Source organism: Rhizobium sp. BR 315 (assembly GCF_050577975.1).
In the GTDB taxonomy this organism is placed as follows: domain Bacteria; phylum Pseudomonadota; class Alphaproteobacteria; order Rhizobiales; family Rhizobiaceae; genus Rhizobium; species Rhizobium miluonense.
The window spans coordinates 1-17,085 of record NZ_JARWKZ010000035.1; the positions used below are offsets into that span (position 1 = coordinate 1).

Below are 17,085 nucleotides of genomic sequence, written 5' to 3' on the forward strand. Positions count from 1 at the left end.
CCCGCAGAACATCCGTTCGGCACCATCAAACGGATGATGGCAGGCGGACGTTTCCTGACCAGAAACCTCAAGGGCACCAGAACCGAAATGGCCCTCTCGGTGCTCGCCTACAACATCAGGCGCACCATAAACATAACATCAAAACCCGCATAGACCCAGAAACCAAAAGAGGCCCCGGTCAAACCGGAGCCTCCAAACGTTTCCACACAGGCTGCAACGGGCCGCCCTTTGTTGTTTGTCCACTATGCGAAACTCAGATCTGCGCGGTGCGCGACTTCGAGGTGGCATCCAGCGCCCGCTGCGTGGCAGCGTCACGATCGTAAACATCGTTGAAATACTGAACCACGCCGTCCTTGTTCGGCCATGCGGTGAAGTAAGCGATGTAGATCGGGAACTTCTGCGGCACGGCGACAGCCTTGTTTTGGCCGGCTGCAATTTGCTTGGCGATATCGTCAGGCGTCGTGTTCAACACGGCCGCAGCCATTGCGCGCGGATCGGCAAGGCGGACGCAGCCATGGCTAAGCGCACGCATATCCTTCTTGAAGAAGCTCTTCTGCGGCGTGTCGTGCATGTAGATCGCATGCGAGTTCGGGAAGAGGATCTTCAGCTCTCCCAGAGCATTGTCGCTGCTCGGCGGCTGGCGCACGGAGATGCTCTTAGTCGAGCCATACCAGTCGACGCTGGAGGACGCGACGGCATGACCGCCGACTTCGACCTGATAGCCCATGCGATCCAGATAGTTCGGGTCGGCACGCAGCTTCGGCAGCATCTCGTTGATGATGATCGACTGCGGAACGCCCCAGAACGGATTGAACTCGACCGTCTGCACCTGGTTTTCGAAGAAGAAAGTCTGGTGCTGCTTGCTGCCGACGACAACCCGCATCGACAGCTGTTCCTGGTTGTTGTTGTAGTAGTAAACCATGAACGCCGGCTGATTGATGAAAACGTAGCGCGATCCGAGCTCGACCGGCAGCCAACGCAGCTGCTCCATCGCAATGATCAGCTTCTGGATCTTCACGTCATTATTCTCGCCGACCATGGCGCGAACCGAGGACGCGCCAATGACGCCGTCAGCCGTCAGACCCTTCTCCCGCTGGAAGTCCTCAACCAGCGACACGAGTTCGGGGGTGTAGTCCGGCGTGCCCAGATAAGCGGCGAAGAGATCGGCATGTGCTTTCTTCAGCGCATCGGAGCCACGGTGCTCAATCGCCTTGACGATGTTGGCCATTTCCGGCGAGCTGCCGCCCGGCTTCAGCGTACCCGTCAGGGAAACCGAAATATGGGTACCATCGGAGCCGGATTCGGCACGCAGCTTCGCAAGCTCGGCCTTAAGCAGCGTGAATTGCTGGTTGGACGGGTTGCGGCTGTTGATATAGGCGGCAACATCGGGGCTCGCACGCAGCACGTCGAGCGCGGCGGTCAGGTTGACGTCCTTGCGCTTGAAATCGTGATAGCCGGAGAGCTTGTTCGGGTCGATGCGGCCACGGACCGTATCCTGGACGAACATCAGCACCTTGGTGGAAAGCGCCAGCTCGAATTGCATGAGGGCGCGATCGCGCATCACAGGATCGGCGCCGGTCGCATCCGCATTCGGTAGCGTCACCGCATAATCCGCCGGGTCGAGACCGACAGAGCCCGCATCGGCAAGAACTGCCATGGCCGCCTTCGCCTTCTCGTTGACGGCGTGATCGGCAACCCAGAGGATCGGCTTGCTCTGATCGGCATAATAGGTCTCGATCGCCTTGGCGACGTCATTGGTCGCCATCACGCGTGCATCCGCCAGATAGCGGCGCTGCGAGATCTCGGTATCGACTGCGCTCGGCGTCGGCGACGCATCGGCAACGGCGCCGGTCACCACCGGATCGGCAAAATGCACCGTCGACACCAGACGCATCGAGTCGGCCTTATAGGTATAGTATTTCGGCGCACTGACGGTCGGCAACGCCTGCTTGGGCTGCCCTGGCTGGTTCGGGTTCAGCATCGTCTGCGCCGGGTTGTTCGGAACAGGAGCCGAAACCTGCGTGCTTTGCTGACGTCCTTGACCGCCACGGATGAAATCCATGAGGGTCATCGCGCTCGCCGACGTCGCGCCGATGGAGGAAAGGCAACAGGAAAGAGCCAGGACGGATGCTGTGGCTTTGGCTGCAAGTTTCATTCTCTAATCAGTCCCTGTATCGTGCGGTAGGTTCGAGCCAGACGGTGCTGCTTCGGTTGGGCCGCGATGTCGAAAACATCGTATACTCACTACTATAAAAACAGCGAGACCCCGCCTTTTGTTCAATGCCTCAACTTCACGTTACGAAGCAGAGACGTTCTCAGCGATTCAATTCACACAAAATTATGAAATTATTGGTTAATCTTTTATTGAAATCGCCCAAAGTTTTTACGCGGATGAAAATTTCGCGTTCACGAATATATGAGGAGCGTGTTAAAAAGAGCACGCTCGGCAAAGCGCACTAAAAACATGATTATTCCAATCACGTAAATGCGCTTCGGTGTTTTCATAAGCACCGTTCGGGCCTATATGGCTGCTATCTATTTCCATAGAAAGCAGGATCAGGAACATGACTTCCACCCGCACCGAAACCGATACCTTTGGCCCGATCGAAGTCGCCAGCGACCGATATTGGGGCGCGCAGGCGCAACGTTCGCTCGGCAACTTCAAAATCGGCTGGGAAAAGCAGCCGCTATCGGTCGTCCGCGCCCTCGGCATCGTCAAGCAGGCAGCCGCCCGCGCCAACATGGAGCTCGGCCAACTCGACCCCGCGCTCGGCAAGACAATCGTCGAAGCGGCGCAGGAAGTCATCGACGGCAAGCTCAACGACCACTTCCCGCTGGTGGTCTGGCAGACCGGCTCAGGCACGCAGTCCAACATGAACGCCAATGAAGTGATCTCGAACCGCGCAATCGAGATGCTCGGCGGCATCATGGGCTCGAAGAAGCCGGTGCACCCGAACGATCACGTCAACATGAGCCAGTCGTCGAACGACACCTATCCGACGGCCATGCACATCGCCTGCGCCGAGCAGATTGTCCATCATCTGCTGCCGGCCCTGCGGCACCTGCACGCAGCGCTGGAAAAGAAGGTCGCGGACTTCGCTCATATCATCAAGATCGGCCGCACCCATACACAGGACGCCACGCCGCTGACGCTCGGCCAGGAATTTTCCGGCTATGCCGCGCAGGTCGCCTCCTCGATCAAGCGCATCGAACTGACGTTGCCGGGCCTTTGCGAACTCGCCCAGGGCGGCACCGCAGTCGGAACCGGCCTCAATGCGCCGATCGGCTTTGCCGAGAAGGTCGCGGACGAGATCGCCAAGATCACCGGCCTGCCCTTCGTCACGGCCCCGAACAAGTTCGAAGCGCTGGCTGCCCATGATTCCATGGTCTTCAGCCATGGCGCGATCAATGCCGCCGCCGCCGCACTCTTCAAGATCGCCAACGATATCCGCCTGCTCGGCTCTGGCCCACGCTCCGGTCTCGGGGAGCTGGCGCTGCCGGAAAACGAGCCGGGCTCGTCGATCATGCCGGGCAAGGTCAATCCGACCCAGTGCGAGGCGCTGACGCAGGTCTGCATCCATATTTTCGGCAACAATGCCGCCCTGACCTTTGCCGGTAGCCAAGGTCATTTCGAGCTCAACGTCTATAATCCGATGATGGCCTATAATTTCCTGCAGTCGGTACAGTTGCTCGGCGATGCTGCCGTCTCCTTCACAGACAACTGCGTCGCCGGTATCGAGGCCCGCGAGGACAACATCAAGGCCGGCCTCGAGCGCTCTCTGATGCTGGTAACCGCACTGGCGCCGAAGATCGGCTACGACAATGCCGCCAAGATCGCCAAGACGGCCCACAAGAACGGGACGACGCTGAAGGAAGAAGCTCTGGCGAGCGGATTGGTATCCTCGGAAGAATATGACGCCATCGTCCGTCCGGAAACAATGATCGGCCCGAAGTAAGCCAAAGCAGAGACTCGTTAATACGGGCAGGCATCTCCGAATATTGGCGGGATGCCTGTCTGTTCAGCCAAGGCTAGCGAACGCTTGCTGTCTCCGCCTTGTCTTGCCTTGGGAGCACAGCCCTTCTCTCCGGCATCCGCGAAACCATGTCTGTGGCCGTGATGACGGTCGCGGGATCGATGCTGGCAAGAATTTCCTTGTGAAAGGCGTGCTTCAAGTAGCCGCCGTGGACCACAGCAAATAGGCCGACAGCGGCAACGAGCGCCGCGATAGCCAGCGGCGAAATGTGGTGGTGATTGTGGGAGATATCCATGATCTCAATCCCTTGGCTTCGGGCCTTTAGTCTTCAGGACAGCGAGCTTGTCTGCCCTGCCCGTGTTGAGATCTATTTGCGCCTTTCCCACCCGTCTTTGAAGTCGGCAATTTCGACACCGATCGTCTACGCCGCATTGACAATCTACCTATCGAAATCGCGAGGCGCTTTGCAGCCGATTGCATTTGGCGCGAGCCGGATTTAGACCACCTCCAAACATTTTCCTCCGCCATCCGGCTTGAAAGGTTCCCCATATGGCTGACGATCTATTTCCCCTCGGCGACGACAAGACCCCCTATCGCAAGATTTCGGGCGACTATGTTTCCGTCGACACCTTCAAGGGCCAGGAAATCCTGACCGTCGATCCTGAGGGCATTCGCCTGCTCGCTGAGACGGCTTTCGCCGACATCAATCATCTGCTGCGCCCCGGCCATCTGAAGCAGCTCGCCTCGATTCTGGAAGATCCGGAAGCCACCGACAACGATCGCTTCGTCGCCTACGATCTACTGAAGAACGCCAATATCGCCGCCGGCGGCGTGCTTCCGATGTGTCAGGACACCGGTACCGCCATCATCATGGCCAAGAAGGGCCGCCGCGTCTGGACCGAAGGCGGCGACAGCGGTGCGATGGCCAAAGGCGTGCTCGACGCCTACGAGAAGAAGAACCTGCGCTACTCGCAGCTTGCGCCGATCAAGATGTTCGAAGAAAAGAACACCAAGAACAACCTCCCGGCCCAGATCGACATTTACGAGGAAGGCACCGACGCCTACGAATTCCTCTTTGTCGCCAAGGGCGGCGGCTCGGCCAACAAGACCTTCCTCTATCAGGGCACGCCATCGCTGCTCACGCACGACCGCATGATCGATTTCCTCAAGGAGAAGATCCTTACGCTCGGCACCGCAGCCTGTCCCCCCTATCATCTCGCCATCGTCATCGGTGGCACCTCGGCCGAGATGAACCTCAAGACGGTCAAGCTCGCCTCGACGCGATATCTCGACTGTCTTCCCACGGAGGGCTCCGAAAGCGGGCATGCCTTCCGGGATATCGAAATGGAGAAGGAAATCCACAAGCTCACACAGGGCCTTGGCGTCGGCGCGCAGTTCGGCGGCAAATATTTCTGCCACGATGTCCGGGTTATCCGCCTGCCCCGTCATGGTGCCTCGCTGCCGATCGGTCTTGGCGTCTCCTGCTCTGCCGACCGCCAGGCCAAGGGCAAGATCACCCGCGACGGCATCTTCATCGAGCAGCTCGAGACCGATCCGTCCAAGTACATGCCTGAGATCGACGAGGCGAAACTCTCCGAATCGATGGTTCGCATCGATCTCAACCGGCCGATGGCCGACATCCTGGCCGAGCTGTCGCAGCATCCGGTCAAGACGCGCCTGTCGCTCACCGGCACCATCATCGTCGCGCGCGACCTAGCGCATGCCAAGATCCGCGAACGCCTGGAAAAGGGCGAAGGCATGCCGGAATATCTGAAGAACCATCCGGTCTACTATGCCGGCCCGGCAAAGACGCCGGCCGGCTACGCCTCCGGTTCCTTCGGCCCGACGACGGCAGGCCGTATGGACAGCTATGTCGACCAGTTCCAGTTGTTCGGCGGCTCCATGGTCATGCTGGCGAAGGGCAATCGCTCGCGCGCCGTGCGCGAAGCCTGCAAGACCCATGGCGGCTTCTATCTCGGCTCGATCGGCGGCCCGGCAGCCCGGCTTGCTCAGGACTGCATCAAGAAGGTCGAAGTATTGGAATATCCAGAACTTGGCATGGAAGCCGTCTGGAAGATCAAGGTCGAAGATTTCCCTGCCTTCATCGTCATCGACGACAAGGGCAATGACTTCTTCCAAGAGCTCAATCTGGGATAAAGACTAGCCGTATCTATATGTTCCATCCAAAGAGGGCGCCAATAGCGCCCTCTTCTGTAAAACCAGTTTCAATTCTATTTATTTTTGAATAAAGCTGTAGTGACGGGGGATTTTTCATAACCATCTCCTTAATATTTTTTCAAAGAATCTCTGCATAAGTAAAAATAGGAATTAACCAATACATGTACGGAGCTCACCGATGAGTACGGCGATTGCGCCCAAGGCGCAAATTCCCGACGTGGCAGGGCAGATTACCTACGCCATGCGATCCATGGGGGTCGCACCGATTCCGCGGAATTACGAACTTTTCTATGAAGCCTATATCGGCTCCAATCCCGCGCTAACCCGTGAATTGGCAGCTCTTGGCAACAGCGCGACGCAGGAAGAATTGGACGATATCGGCGCCAAATACTTTCCACGCCATGCGGGCCGCATTTTCGACGACGCTCACGCCCGCCTGTCTGTCGAACTGGATGCCGTTCTGCGCGCGTTGAAACAGGAGCAGCTGACACTCGATAGCTACAACCGGCTTCTCGGCGAGACCTGCGAGCGCATCACCTCGAGGAACCACAACGGCGCAGATCTGCTGCGCAGCGCCATAGACATACTGACTGCCGCCACCGGCGATACGATGGCCCAGGGCGAAAAGGTCGTTGAGAACGTCGCCCAGCGCAGCCAGGAAATGGATCAGGTGCGCAAGGAGCTGGACGAATATAAGCGCATAGCCAACACGGATGCCCTGACGCGGCTCTCCAATCGCCGCGCGTTCGAGGATCGGCTGATCTCGATTTTCGACAACCAGCTGACCCGCCCGACGACGGCGCTCGTTCTGGCCGATGTCGATCATTTCAAAAGGATCAACGACACCTACGGTCACCCGGTCGGCGACAAGATCCTTGCGACCGTAGCCTCAGTCATTCGCGCCAATGTCCGGCGGGAAGTCTTCGTCGCTCGTGTCGGCGGCGAGGAATTTGCTTTGATCGTGGAAGGCACTACGGCGGAAGAAGCCATGACGATGTGCGAGCGCATCCGCCGCGCGCTGGAAACGACGCCCTTCAAGAATTCCCGGACGAAGGTCGATTACGGTCCGATCACCATATCGCTCGGAATCTGCATGGCTTCGGAAGCGGCCAATTCCGGCGAACTCTACAACAAGGCAGACCTCGCGCTCTATTGCGCCAAGAACGCCGGTCGCAACTGCTGCAATGTCTATCAGGACGGCATGCAGAAGGACTTCACGAAAAGTTGGCTCATTTACAAGAACTAAAAGTGAAGCCAACCAACCGCCGGCGCAGCTTTCCCAGGCAGCCCGGCGGTTTTGTTTACCAGAGTGTCTTCGCCGCCCGCGCCGGCCATTCCCGATCGTAGGTTTCCTGATCGAAGTCGCCCTTTGCCGCCTTGAGCATCACGCCAGGGCTCGGCAGGCTCGCGGGATCGGCGAAGCGCTCCGCATTCCAGAGCTCCGCCCGCATCACCGCCCGCGCGCACTGGAAATAAACCTCATCGATCGTGATCACGACGACGCAGCGCGGATGTTTGCCATCCATCGCGAAGCTCTCGAGCAGGCCTGGCTCGATGGAGATGACGGCGCGGCCGTTGAGCCGCATCGTCGTGTTCGACCCAGGAACCAGGAACATCATCGCCACCCGCGGGTCGCGCACAATGTTCTCGAGGGAATCGACGCGATTGTTGCCTCGCCAATCCGGAAGAAGAAGCGTCCGCTCGTCCTCTACACGGACGACGCCGCCAAGGTCACCGCGCGGCGAACAATCCAGCCCTTCCGGCCCGACGGTTGCCAGCGCCATGAAGGGCGAAGCTTCGATCATCCGTCGGTAAGGCGGCGTCAGTACCTGCGTTACCTTGGTGATCGATGCCTCGCCAACGCCGCCATAAAGCGCTCTCAACTCCTCGACGGACGTAACGATACCCATGCTGCCTCGCATTCTTTTCCGCGGTGATCTGCCAAAAAATCCGGTGCAGCGCGCGCCTTGCTACGAGGAGCGCCGAACCGGGGTCCGGTAAATGGATAGCACTGTCCCATCGTCGCTTTCGAGAGATTTTTCCGTTTTGACCACTTCCGAAAGGAAGCCGTCGATCGCCTCGAACACGGGAGCAGCGCTGACGATGCGCCGGTGCCCGAAGCCATTGGCCCAGAAGAGGCGAACATGCTCTCCTTGGGCGGCATAGGCGCGGGCGTGATCGGCACTCACCTCCTTGTCGTCCTCGGCATGGATGACCAGCACGGGCCGGCTTGGATCGAGTACGCCGTGTGGTTCGTCATAGGCGGTAAGCGCCCTGCCCGTAATCCGCCCGACTTCCGCCTCCAGTTCCGTCTGCACCTGCGGGCGAAGTCTCATGAAGCGACCGAAATCCCTGAACAGCCATCGCATGGCGCTCGGCGCTCCGATGAGCACCAGCTTCTTCGTCTCGATAGCATCTATACGAGGCAGGAAACCCGCGGAGGCCAGTGCCAGGCACGCGCCGCCAAAAGAATGCCCGATCGCGGCGTCGAAGGCGCCGAAGCGTATGGACGCGGCCGATATGGCCGATATGGCGAGGTGCACATTGAGAAAGCGACCTGCCGAGCGGCCATGCCCCGGAAGATCGAGCGAAATCACTTCCGCTCCGGTACTTGCAAGGAAAGCCGTCAGCTCCGACATGTATTCGCTGCTGGAGCCCCAGCCATGCACAACGAGGTAGCGCTTGCGCGGCCCCTTGGCTCCGCCGTTGAAACGATAGGCCATGGCGCGGCCGCCCGGGAAAGGCAGAATGAACTCCTCTGCCACGACCAGCCGCTCTCGGCCCTCCCTATGAGCGGTTTTCGCCTTGGAACCGCGCGGTCTGCGTGAGGGCGTAAGGCAGAACAGCCTGAATGCGACCTTGCCGGCGAGCTTCGGTGAAAACCTGCCGAGACCGGACAATCCCGACCGGGTGACCTTGAGTGCAAAGGATGGCATAGTGGGAATCCAAGAAAAATGTTCAACTATGAACAATAAAGTACAACGATGAACAAAAATCAATCCCTTCCTTGGGACCATCCGCGTTTTCGAAGCTGGATCGCCGTGGCGCGCGCCTGCCAGTTGATGCAGCAATCGCTGGCGCGGGCATTGGCACATCTCGACATCAAGCCGCCGCACCTCGACATTCTGGTCAACCTGTTTCGCTTCGAAGGCATCTCGCAGCAGGAACTCGCCCGCAAGCTGCTGGTCGGCCGCTCAAATATGAGCATGCTTTTACCGCAGATGGAAAAGCGCGGGCTGATCGAACGCCGCGGAGACAAGCAGGACAAGCGTGTGCTGCGCCTCTATCTGACGGCGGAGGGCCGCCGCGTCACGGAAGAAGCCATGACCATTCAGACCGCCCTCATCGACCGCATGATGTCACATGCGCCAGTCGAAGAGTGTGAAATCATGACCGCACACATGGAGCGGGTCGTTACACTGTTGATGCAGGACGAACGCGAGCCGCTGGAGACGGTGGGCGATCAGTGACCGCCCGTCGAGCGCGACGATGGGACAACCCGCGACAGTGACGCGAACTCCCATATCGCTACGACGACCAGCACTGCTGTGGCGAGAATGCCGAGCTGGTAGACCACGACCATCGGCAATGTGAGGAGCAGCAGCGCCAGCCCGCCAAGACCCACCATATGCGACAGCGGCGGCCGGCCAGTAGTCACACCCTTGAACCAGAGGTTTCCTAGCAGGAAGACCGCCGGGCCACCGAGAAGAGCCGCTGCAGTACGCATATCTGCGGCGCCGTGCGGATGGGCAAACAGGAACTCGTCACCGACGACGCTCAGCATGATGCCGGCGAGAATCGGAATGTGAGCATAGGTGAACGCCTGTCGTGCCAGGCTTCCCGGCGTGTCGTCATGCTCGATACGGTGGACGGCCCGTTCGTGGCCGAACTGGAAATAGATCCACCAGAGAGCGACCGTGCCGACGAAAGCAGTGATGAACACGGCGACGATCAGCGGCGTCACCGGCTGCTCGGCAAAGGTCTTGCCGGCCTGCAGAACGGCTTCGCCAAGGCAGATGATGATGAACAGCGCGCAGCGTTCCGCGAGATGCGCGCCCGAGACGTTCCAGTCCGCCGTCGTCGACTTGCCAAGGCCGGGCACGCGGAAGCCGAGCGCAGGCGCCGAATACTCGATCACGAGGGCGATCAGCCAAAACATGACCCGCGTCTCGCCTTCCATCAGCGCCCCTGCGATCCAGAAGATGGCGGAAAAGACAAGCCAGCTGGTGATACGCAGGAAATTGCGATGATTGGCCTTGCTGGCGTTCTTGAGCGCGTAGACGGTGAACAACGACCGGCCGACCTGCATGAAGACATAGGCGCCGGCGAAATAGATCCCCTTCTCGCCAAAAGCTTCGGGGATCGAGGCGGAGAGAATGAGCCCGGCAAACATCAGCGTGAACAGCATGATGCGCACGGGCATTCGATCCGGGTCCAGCCAGTTCGTCACCCAGGCGGTAAAGACCCAAACCCACCATACCGCGAAAATCAGCATGATGGCTTCCAGCCCGCCCAATGGCGTGAAATGTTCCGCTAGGGTATGGGCAAGCTGCGAAATCGAGAAAACGAAGACGAGATCGAAAAACAGCTCGACGAAAGAGACCTTGCTCTCGTTCTTGCTGCCCTTGGCGCGAAGCCAGTTTTCCCTACCCCCAAGGATCATGCCTGCGCCCTTCTTTCCGTTGATGGCGATTGTGCTAGTGCGGCCTTCCGCTCGGGTCGCGACTGAGACCCTTTTCCTTCAATTCGGCTTCATAAGCCGCGAAAAGCGCACCGCCCTTCTCGCCGAGTTCGCGCAGATAGGACCATGTGAAAATGCCCGTATCATGCATGTCGTCGAACCCGATGCGCACAGCGTAGTTGCCAGTGGGCGTCATCGACATGATGCCTACATTGCGCTTGCCCGGCACGGTAACCTTCTGGCCCGGTCCATGCCCCTGCACCTCGGCCGAAGGCGATAGCACCCGCAGCATTTCCGCCGGCAAATCGAAGCTTGCGCCATTGTCGAATGTCACTATGAGGTGATGGCGGTCCTTCGATACCCGCAATTCGGTCGGCCAAACGTCGCTCATCGGTTTTCCCATGCCTTTCAGTGTCTTTCCGAGAATTATGCCGCTGCTCGTTCACACGCAAGTGTATTCGAAAAGCATTTTCCTTGACGCAACAATCGCCTATGCCCACATTAGCAGTATATGGAGGCATGAGTGAACAGCATCGTCGGCAACATAGGCAACGCATCGCAGCTTCGGTCGGATGCAGGCCCCATGATGGACCCTTTCGGGCGCGCCGTTACCTATTTGCGTGTTTCAGTCACTGATCGCTGCGACTTCCGCTGCACATACTGCATGGCCGAGCACATGACCTTCCTGCCGAAGAAGGATCTGCTGACGCTCGAAGAGCTCAACCGGCTCTGTTCCGCCTTCATAACCAAGGGCGTTCGCAAGATCAGGTTGACCGGTGGCGAACCTCTGGTGCGCAAGAACATCATGTTTCTGGTTCGCGAGCTCGGCAAGCAGGTGCAGGACGGCGCGCTCGATGAACTGACGCTGACGACAAACGGCTCGCAGCTTGCCCGCTATGCCGACGAACTCTACGATTGCGGTGTGCGGCGCATCAACGTCTCGCTTGATACGCTCGATCCAGATAAGTTCCGCACCATCACCCGCTGGGGCGATTTCACCAAGGTGATGGAAGGTATCGACGCAGCGCAGAAGGCCGGCTTGAAGATCAAGCTCAATGCCGTGGCCTTGAAGGACTTCAACGAGACGGAAATTCCCGACCTGATGCGTTTTGCTCACGGCCGGGGCATGGACCTGACCGTCATCGAGACGATGCCGATGGGCGAGATCGAGGAAGATCGTACCGACCAGTACCTGCCGCTCTCGCAGTTGCGCGCCGATCTCGAGCGTCAGTTTACGCTAACCGATACCGCCTATCAGACCGGCGGCCCTGCCCGCTATGTTGAAGTTGCCGAAACCGGCGGACGGCTCGGCTTCATCACGCCGATGACCCATAATTTCTGCGAGAGCTGCAATCGCGTGCGGCTCACCTGTACCGGCACGCTCTACATGTGTCTCGGTCAGAACGACGCGGCCGACCTGCGCACGGCGCTGCGCGCTACGGAAGACGATGCGCTCCTTCACGCTGCAATCGATGAAGCCATCACCCGCAAGCCGAAGGGCCACGACTTCATCATCGATCGCACCCATAACCGCCCCGCAGTCGCGCGCCATATGAGCGTCACCGGCGGCTAGCCAACATCGAGAAAATCAATGCGGCTTGAGCTCCTTCGCAATGCGACGCTGAAGATCAACTATGGCGGCCATGTGCTGCTGATCGATCCCCATTTCGCGCCGCGCCACAGCCTTCCCTCGTTCACCGGTCGCTCTCCCAATCCGATGACAGAATTGCCGCGCTCGATCGACGATATCCTCCAAGGCGTCGATCTGGTGATCGTCTCGCATCTGCATACCGATCACTTCGATTCGGTGGCGAAGGAGCGGGTCCCGAAATCGCTGCCGATCCTCTGCCAACCCGGCGATGAAGGAAGCATTCGAGATGCCGGTTTCACCGGCGTCACGCCCCTATATGAAGCGACCACCTGGAATGGCTTGACGATCACACCGCGGCAAGGCAGCCATGGCCTCGGGCAGGTTGTCGAGAAAATGGGACGGGTCATCGGCTTCACGCTGGAGGCAGCCGGCGAGCCCACCGTCTATTGGGCAGGCGATACCGTGTTTTATCCGCCCGTTGCCGAGACGATCCAACAGGTTCCCCCGGATATCATCGTCACCCACTCCTGCGGCGCGCGCTGGGATGGCGATCTCATCGTCATGGATGCGGAGCAGACCGTCGCAGTCAGCCGCCTCGCGCCGCATGCAATCGTCATCGCAACCCACATGGAAGCGCTCGACCACGCCACGATTACGCGGCAGGACCTTCGCCAGGCGGCGAATGCGGCAGGTATCGATCCCTCGCGCCTGCTGATCCCCGCCGATGGCGAAACACTCCAGCTGGACAGATAGTCCGAGCGAACGTCGTCAGACGCGATGAGCACACCCAATTGAAAAGCGCCGGACCATTGGCCCGGCGCATTTCTGTTGCATAGGTCTCTCTATCGATCTGCCGGCTTATGCAGCACGATAGCGTGCGTCAGGACCATTGTAGTCTTCATAGCCCACTTCGCCTTCGCCAGTCCGGAAGCGATCGATCTTCTCGGATAGCATGTCGACGCGCTGGCGCAGACCATGGATTTCGGCGTTGTTTTCCTCGACCATGGCCGCGTTGCGCTGGGTAATCAGCTCGACTTCGGCGACGGCGCGCGTCACTTCCTCAATACCGGTCGACTGCTCCGTGGTCGCAGACGAAATATCAGCGACGAGCTTCTGGACGCCGGTGACGTGGCTGATGATCTCAGCCAGTGCCGCACCGGTCTGCTCGACCAGATGAACACCGTTCTGCACCTGCGCCGAGCTTGCAGAAATCAGGCCCTTGATTTCCTTCGCCGCATTGGCGCAGCGCTGCGCCAGCTCGCGAACTTCCTGGGCCACTACGGCAAAGCCACGGCCCGCCTCGCCGGCGCGGGCAGCCTCGACGCCGGCGTTCAGCGCGAGAAGATTGGTCTGGAAGGCGATTTCGTCGATGACGCCGATGATCGTGGCGATCTTCTCGGAGGAACGATTGATCTCGCTCATGGCGCCCACAGCCTTGGCGACCACCTCACCCGACTGCGTCGCATAGGCCTGCGTTTCATTGACGGAGCTTGCCGTTTGCCGCGCGCGATCGGCGGTCGACCGCACCACGTCGCTGAGGCGATGCAGCGCCCGCGAGCTTTCCTCGAGCGCCGCCGCCTGCTGTTCGGTGCGCCGCGCCAGATCGTCGGCCGACATGGCAAGATTGCCGGTGCCGCCTTTGATTTCTTCGGCGGTATAGCGAACGTCCGTCAGCGTCTCGCGCAGAGCTTCGATGGCGTGATTGTAGGTGAAGGCCATTTCGACGAAGTCCGCAGACAGGTCTTCGCGCATGCTTTCTTCCAGATTGCCGTCGGCAAGCTTGGCCAGAACATCGGCCAGCGCGTTGAGGGCCTGCTTCTGCTCGGCCTCGATGCGGGCGCGCTCGGCAGCCCGACGCGAAGCCTCTTCCGCTGAAAGCGCTCGCGCACTCTCCGCCTCCCGCTCCAGCCGCACGTTTTCAAGCGCCGCATCACGGAAGACGCTAACCGAACGGACCATATCGCCGATCTCGTCGCCACGGTTGCGTCCGTCGATCGCCACTTCCAGATCGCCGCTTGCAAGCCGCGTCATGATCTCGGTGACGCGCTTCAGCGGTGCGCGCAGGGTTTCCACCAGCATCAGGCCGCCAACGATGGCAAGCAAGGTGCCGAGGATCATCGCGATCACGGAAACGTTGGCGGAACGCTCGCTGTCTTCCTTGCCAAGCTCCTGCGCCTGGGCGACGAAGCTGCGCAGCGAGGTCATGGCATCAGCCAGCAGACTGTTGGACTGGATACGTGTCGTCTTCCAGTCGATCGAGGTCTGCAGCAGATCCGCCGATCCATTGGTGAGGCTATCGATCAACGGCTGCACATGAGCGGCAAAATCACGCATGGTGGCGTTGGTCTGCCCCAACCCGGAAATCTTGGTCGCCGCAGCCTTCAGATCCCTTAGATCCGTCATCACAGGGTCGCGCGAAACCGCATCGCGAACCGTCTCCATGCGCGATGCATGCAGCGTCAGGCGATCGACGATGCCAAGCACCTCGTCGACGCGATCCAGAAGCTCTTTCTGACCGGCGATGATCTTGTCCAGGCTGACGAAACGATCGGCGGCAGTATCGCTGTTCTTGGCCGACTGCAGCGTCATCTCGCCTTCGATCTTCACGAAGCTCTGCAGGATCGGACCCATGGCCTCGACCTTCTGGTCGGGCGTGCCGGAGCCCTTCAATACCGCATCGAGTTTGTCGGCGGCATCGGAGGCATTCGCAACGAGGCTGGCGCCGCGCTTGGAAACCAGCGCCTTGGAAACCGTCACCTGCTTCAGAATGGCATCGGCGTAAGTGCGCGCGTCCGAAATTTCTTCGGTGGAATCGGCGGCCATCTGCACCTGAATGCGCAGATTGCTCATCTTCTCCGACAGCCCCTTATAGGCCGCTGCATCATAGAGCAGCTCCTTGGCGAAGGTTTCCTTGTCGTTGAAATCCTTGCGGATGATATCGATCTGCTTGCCCGCTGCCTTGGCGGCGACTTCGACGCCCTGCACGGACTTGCGGATCGCCTCGACATCGCTGTCCTGCTTCTGCCGGATGGACCAGAGCGTTGCCTGCTGAGTGCGCATCTTGGCCGCAAGCTCGCTGACCGGCACGATCTTGGCGCGCTGATCGTCGCTCAGCAGCCCGCTCAGCCGATGCACGCCCTGCTCCTGCGCATCGATCTTGCCGCTCAGCGCCTGACGCGTATCGTCGGAAGGAGCCGCTGTGAATTCCAAGAGAGCAGCCTGCAGGTTTTCGAAATCGCTGATATTTTCAATCGTGGCCCGCGTCACGGTCATATGACCGTTCAGGATATTGGCCGTGTGATAGCCGACCAGGCCAACGCCGGCGATGAGAACCACCAGCGGCACAACGAAAATGAGAACCTTGGTGACAATCCTGCGGCCTTGCAAAAGTCGATCAATGAAAAACATGCGGCGCCTCAACTGGATTATAAAAATCTCCAGCGAAAGCGGGATCGTCATTCCTGCTGCGCTGCGGTAGGGCTTCTGCCTCATGCAAAACCGTAAGTAGCCTCGAGAAATAAGATTGAATAAGAATTAATCGCCCGCCTAAAAGCGGCCATATCGGGAAAAATCTACAACCTACGGATCATTTTACGACTATTGCGCGAGAAGAGCACCTCCCGCGCGACGACTCTACCGCAGTGCACAATCGAATTTAGCCGCAGCCGAAGGACAAATGATTCCAATTTGCGTCAAACGGCGCTAATCCGGATGGATATATTAGGGGACTCATTTTTCTCATGCGAATGACCAGGAATATGCAGGGCGCGCTCTTCATGGCCGTATCCATGGCCAGCTTTTCCAGTAGCGACGCACTGTCCAAGACGGTCATCGCTTCCATGAATGCGGGCCAAATCATCTTCATCCGCGGCTTGTTCACGACCTTTTTCGTCTATCTCGTCGCGCGCAGGATGGGTGCCTTGCGCTCGTGGAGGGTCGCCTTGCAACCGATGATCGCGCTGCGCATCGCCTGCGAAGCGATAGCGGCAGCAACCTACATTACCGCCCTCGGGATGATGCCCCTCGCCAATGCCTCGGCCATCCAGCAAGCCGTGCCGCTCGCGGTGACGCTTGGCGCGATGATCTTTCTGAAGGAACCTGTAGGATGGCGGCGGTGGACGGCGATTGTCGTCGGCTTCGTCGGCGTGCTCATCATCATCCGGCCCGGCCCTGCGGGTTTCAATACGGCCGCTCTCCTCGTCATCGCCTGCATGTTCGCGACCGCCGCCCGCGACCTGGCGACGCGCTGTATCGACAAGGACGTGCCGTCGCTGATGGTGACCGTATGCACCGCAATTTCCATATCCGTTTTCGGAGGCCTTTGCATCGTTCCCTTCGGCGGCTGGCAGCCGGTAGCCATGATATCGCTGCTCCAGCTTCTGCTTGCCTCCATTCTCGTGCTGATCGGCTATCAGACCGTGATATCGTCAATGCGCACGGGCGAGATCTCCTTCGTCGCGCCGTTCCGCTATCTGAGCCTCATCTGGTCCGCCCTGCTGGGCCTGATCGTCTTCGGTGAAATGCCGGACGGCTGGTCCATCTTCGGCGCCGCGATTGTCATCGTCTCTGGAATCTATACATTCTACCGGGAACACAAACGTCGCGCTGCCGAGCTCATTGCGCGGCAGGCTGACCAGCGCGTTCCCGCTTGAGGTCGCTGC

The 17,085-nt window shown here is 59.4% G+C and carries 14 protein-coding genes and 1 pseudogene; 8 read left to right on the top strand and 7 right to left on the bottom strand.

Annotation, left to right across the window (positions count from 1 at the left end):
* Positions 1-153, top strand: a pseudogene (locus QD409_RS25240) (IS5/IS1182 family transposase); the annotation flags it as partial.
* Positions 154-253: 100 nt separating this feature from the next.
* Here QD409_RS25240 and QD409_RS25245 read toward each other — a convergent pair.
* Positions 254-2,155, bottom strand: coding sequence for a L,D-transpeptidase family protein (locus QD409_RS25245; protein ID WP_430763965.1), 1,902 nt, complete (start codon positions 2,153-2,155; stop codon positions 254-256).
* 409 nt (positions 2,156-2,564) lie between these two features.
* On the opposite strand from QD409_RS25245, the gene fumC reads away from it, so the two are divergent.
* On the top strand, positions 2,565-3,956 hold the full coding sequence (gene fumC, locus QD409_RS25250; protein ID WP_092854971.1) for a class II fumarate hydratase: 1,392 nt from the start codon (positions 2,565-2,567) through the stop codon (positions 3,954-3,956).
* Between the two features lie 73 nt (positions 3,957-4,029).
* Here the strand turns inward: fumC and QD409_RS25255 are convergent, their stop codons facing one another.
* Positions 4,030-4,269, bottom strand: a complete 240-nt coding sequence (locus tag QD409_RS25255; RefSeq protein ID WP_092854973.1) for a hypothetical protein — start codon at positions 4,267-4,269, stop codon at positions 4,030-4,032.
* 254 nt (positions 4,270-4,523) lie between these two features.
* Between QD409_RS25255 and QD409_RS25260 the strand changes: the two genes are divergently transcribed.
* The gene (locus QD409_RS25260; protein ID WP_430763966.1) at positions 4,524-6,131 is read left to right on the top strand and encodes a fumarate hydratase; all 1,608 of its coding nucleotides are present in this window, start codon (positions 4,524-4,526) and stop codon (positions 6,129-6,131) included.
* 199 nt (positions 6,132-6,330) lie between these two features.
* Positions 6,331-7,398: a GGDEF domain-containing protein gene (locus QD409_RS25265; protein ID WP_430763967.1), complete on the top strand. Its 1,068-nt coding sequence runs from the start codon at positions 6,331-6,333 to the stop codon at positions 7,396-7,398.
* Between the two features lie 55 nt (positions 7,399-7,453).
* Here the strand turns inward: QD409_RS25265 and QD409_RS25270 are convergent, their stop codons facing one another.
* Entirely contained in the window at positions 7,454-8,062 is a 609-nt protein-coding gene (locus QD409_RS25270; protein ID WP_430763968.1) for a pyridoxamine 5'-phosphate oxidase family protein, read from the bottom strand.
* A gap of 60 nt (positions 8,063-8,122) precedes the next feature.
* Entirely contained in the window at positions 8,123-9,088 is a 966-nt protein-coding gene (locus QD409_RS25275) for an alpha/beta hydrolase (protein WP_430763969.1), read from the bottom strand.
* A gap of 48 nt (positions 9,089-9,136) precedes the next feature.
* Here QD409_RS25275 and QD409_RS25280 point away from each other — a divergent pair, with 48 nt between their 5' ends.
* On the top strand, positions 9,137-9,622 hold the full coding sequence (locus QD409_RS25280; protein ID WP_092854985.1) for a MarR family winged helix-turn-helix transcriptional regulator: 486 nt from the start codon (positions 9,137-9,139) through the stop codon (positions 9,620-9,622).
* Here QD409_RS25280 and QD409_RS25285 read toward each other — a convergent pair.
* Positions 9,616-10,815, bottom strand: a complete 1,200-nt coding sequence (locus tag QD409_RS25285; protein WP_092854987.1) for a low temperature requirement protein A — start codon at positions 10,813-10,815, stop codon at positions 9,616-9,618. The genes QD409_RS25280 and QD409_RS25285 overlap by 7 nt on opposite strands.
* A 34-nt stretch (positions 10,816-10,849) precedes the next feature.
* On the bottom strand, positions 10,850-11,224 hold the full coding sequence (locus tag QD409_RS25290; RefSeq protein ID WP_092854989.1) for a gamma-butyrobetaine hydroxylase-like domain-containing protein: 375 nt from the start codon (positions 11,222-11,224) through the stop codon (positions 10,850-10,852).
* Between the two features lie 192 nt (positions 11,225-11,416).
* On the opposite strand from QD409_RS25290, the gene moaA reads away from it, so the two are divergent.
* The gene (gene moaA, locus QD409_RS25295; RefSeq protein ID WP_430763988.1) at positions 11,417-12,406 is read left to right on the top strand and encodes a GTP 3',8-cyclase MoaA; all 990 of its coding nucleotides are present in this window, start codon (positions 11,417-11,419) and stop codon (positions 12,404-12,406) included.
* Between the two features lie 18 nt (positions 12,407-12,424).
* Positions 12,425-13,177 (top strand): MBL fold metallo-hydrolase, encoded by a 753-nt coding sequence (locus QD409_RS25300; protein WP_430763970.1) that lies wholly within the window; start codon positions 12,425-12,427, stop codon positions 13,175-13,177.
* Positions 13,178-13,282: 105 nt separating this feature from the next.
* Here the strand turns inward: QD409_RS25300 and QD409_RS25305 are convergent, their stop codons facing one another.
* Positions 13,283-15,832: a methyl-accepting chemotaxis protein gene (locus QD409_RS25305; RefSeq protein ID WP_430763971.1), complete on the bottom strand. Its 2,550-nt coding sequence runs from the start codon at positions 15,830-15,832 to the stop codon at positions 13,283-13,285.
* A 332-nt stretch (positions 15,833-16,164) separates the two neighbouring features.
* Between QD409_RS25305 and QD409_RS25310 the strand changes: the two genes are divergently transcribed.
* Complete coding sequence (locus QD409_RS25310; protein ID WP_092854995.1) at positions 16,165-17,076, top strand: DMT family transporter; 912 nt, start codon at positions 16,165-16,167, stop codon at positions 17,074-17,076.
* Positions 17,077-17,085: the final 9 nt, after the last annotated feature.

Excerpts from the sequence above, each read along its gene's own strand:
- QD409_RS25300 (WP_430763970.1), top strand. The coding sequence starts at position 12,425 with ATGCGGCTTGAGCTCCTTCGCAATGCGACGCTGAAGATCAACTATGGC.
- QD409_RS25255 (WP_092854973.1), bottom strand. The coding sequence starts at position 4,269 with ATGGATATCTCCCACAATCACCACCACATTTCGCCGCTGGCTATCGCG.
- QD409_RS25280 (WP_092854985.1), top strand. The coding sequence starts at position 9,137 with ATGAACAAAAATCAATCCCTTCCTTGGGACCATCCGCGTTTTCGAAGC.
- QD409_RS25260 (WP_430763966.1), top strand. The coding sequence starts at position 4,524 with ATGGCTGACGATCTATTTCCCCTCGGCGACGACAAGACCCCCTATCGC.
- QD409_RS25310 (WP_092854995.1), top strand. The coding sequence starts at position 16,165 with ATGCGAATGACCAGGAATATGCAGGGCGCGCTCTTCATGGCCGTATCC.
- QD409_RS25305 (WP_430763971.1), bottom strand. The coding sequence starts at position 15,832 with ATGTTTTTCATTGATCGACTTTTGCAAGGCCGCAGGATTGTCACCAAG.
- moaA (WP_430763988.1), top strand. The coding sequence starts at position 11,417 with ATGATGGACCCTTTCGGGCGCGCCGTTACCTATTTGCGTGTTTCAGTC.
- QD409_RS25275 (WP_430763969.1), bottom strand. The coding sequence starts at position 9,088 with ATGCCATCCTTTGCACTCAAGGTCACCCGGTCGGGATTGTCCGGTCTC.
- fumC (WP_092854971.1), top strand. The coding sequence starts at position 2,565 with ATGACTTCCACCCGCACCGAAACCGATACCTTTGGCCCGATCGAAGTC.
- QD409_RS25245 (WP_430763965.1), bottom strand. The coding sequence starts at position 2,155 with ATGAAACTTGCAGCCAAAGCCACAGCATCCGTCCTGGCTCTTTCCTGT.
- QD409_RS25285 (WP_092854987.1), bottom strand. The coding sequence starts at position 10,815 with ATGATCCTTGGGGGTAGGGAAAACTGGCTTCGCGCCAAGGGCAGCAAG.
- QD409_RS25270 (WP_430763968.1), bottom strand. The coding sequence starts at position 8,062 with ATGGGTATCGTTACGTCCGTCGAGGAGTTGAGAGCGCTTTATGGCGGC.
- QD409_RS25265 (WP_430763967.1), top strand. The coding sequence starts at position 6,331 with ATGAGTACGGCGATTGCGCCCAAGGCGCAAATTCCCGACGTGGCAGGG.
- QD409_RS25290 (WP_092854989.1), bottom strand. The coding sequence starts at position 11,224 with ATGAGCGACGTTTGGCCGACCGAATTGCGGGTATCGAAGGACCGCCAT.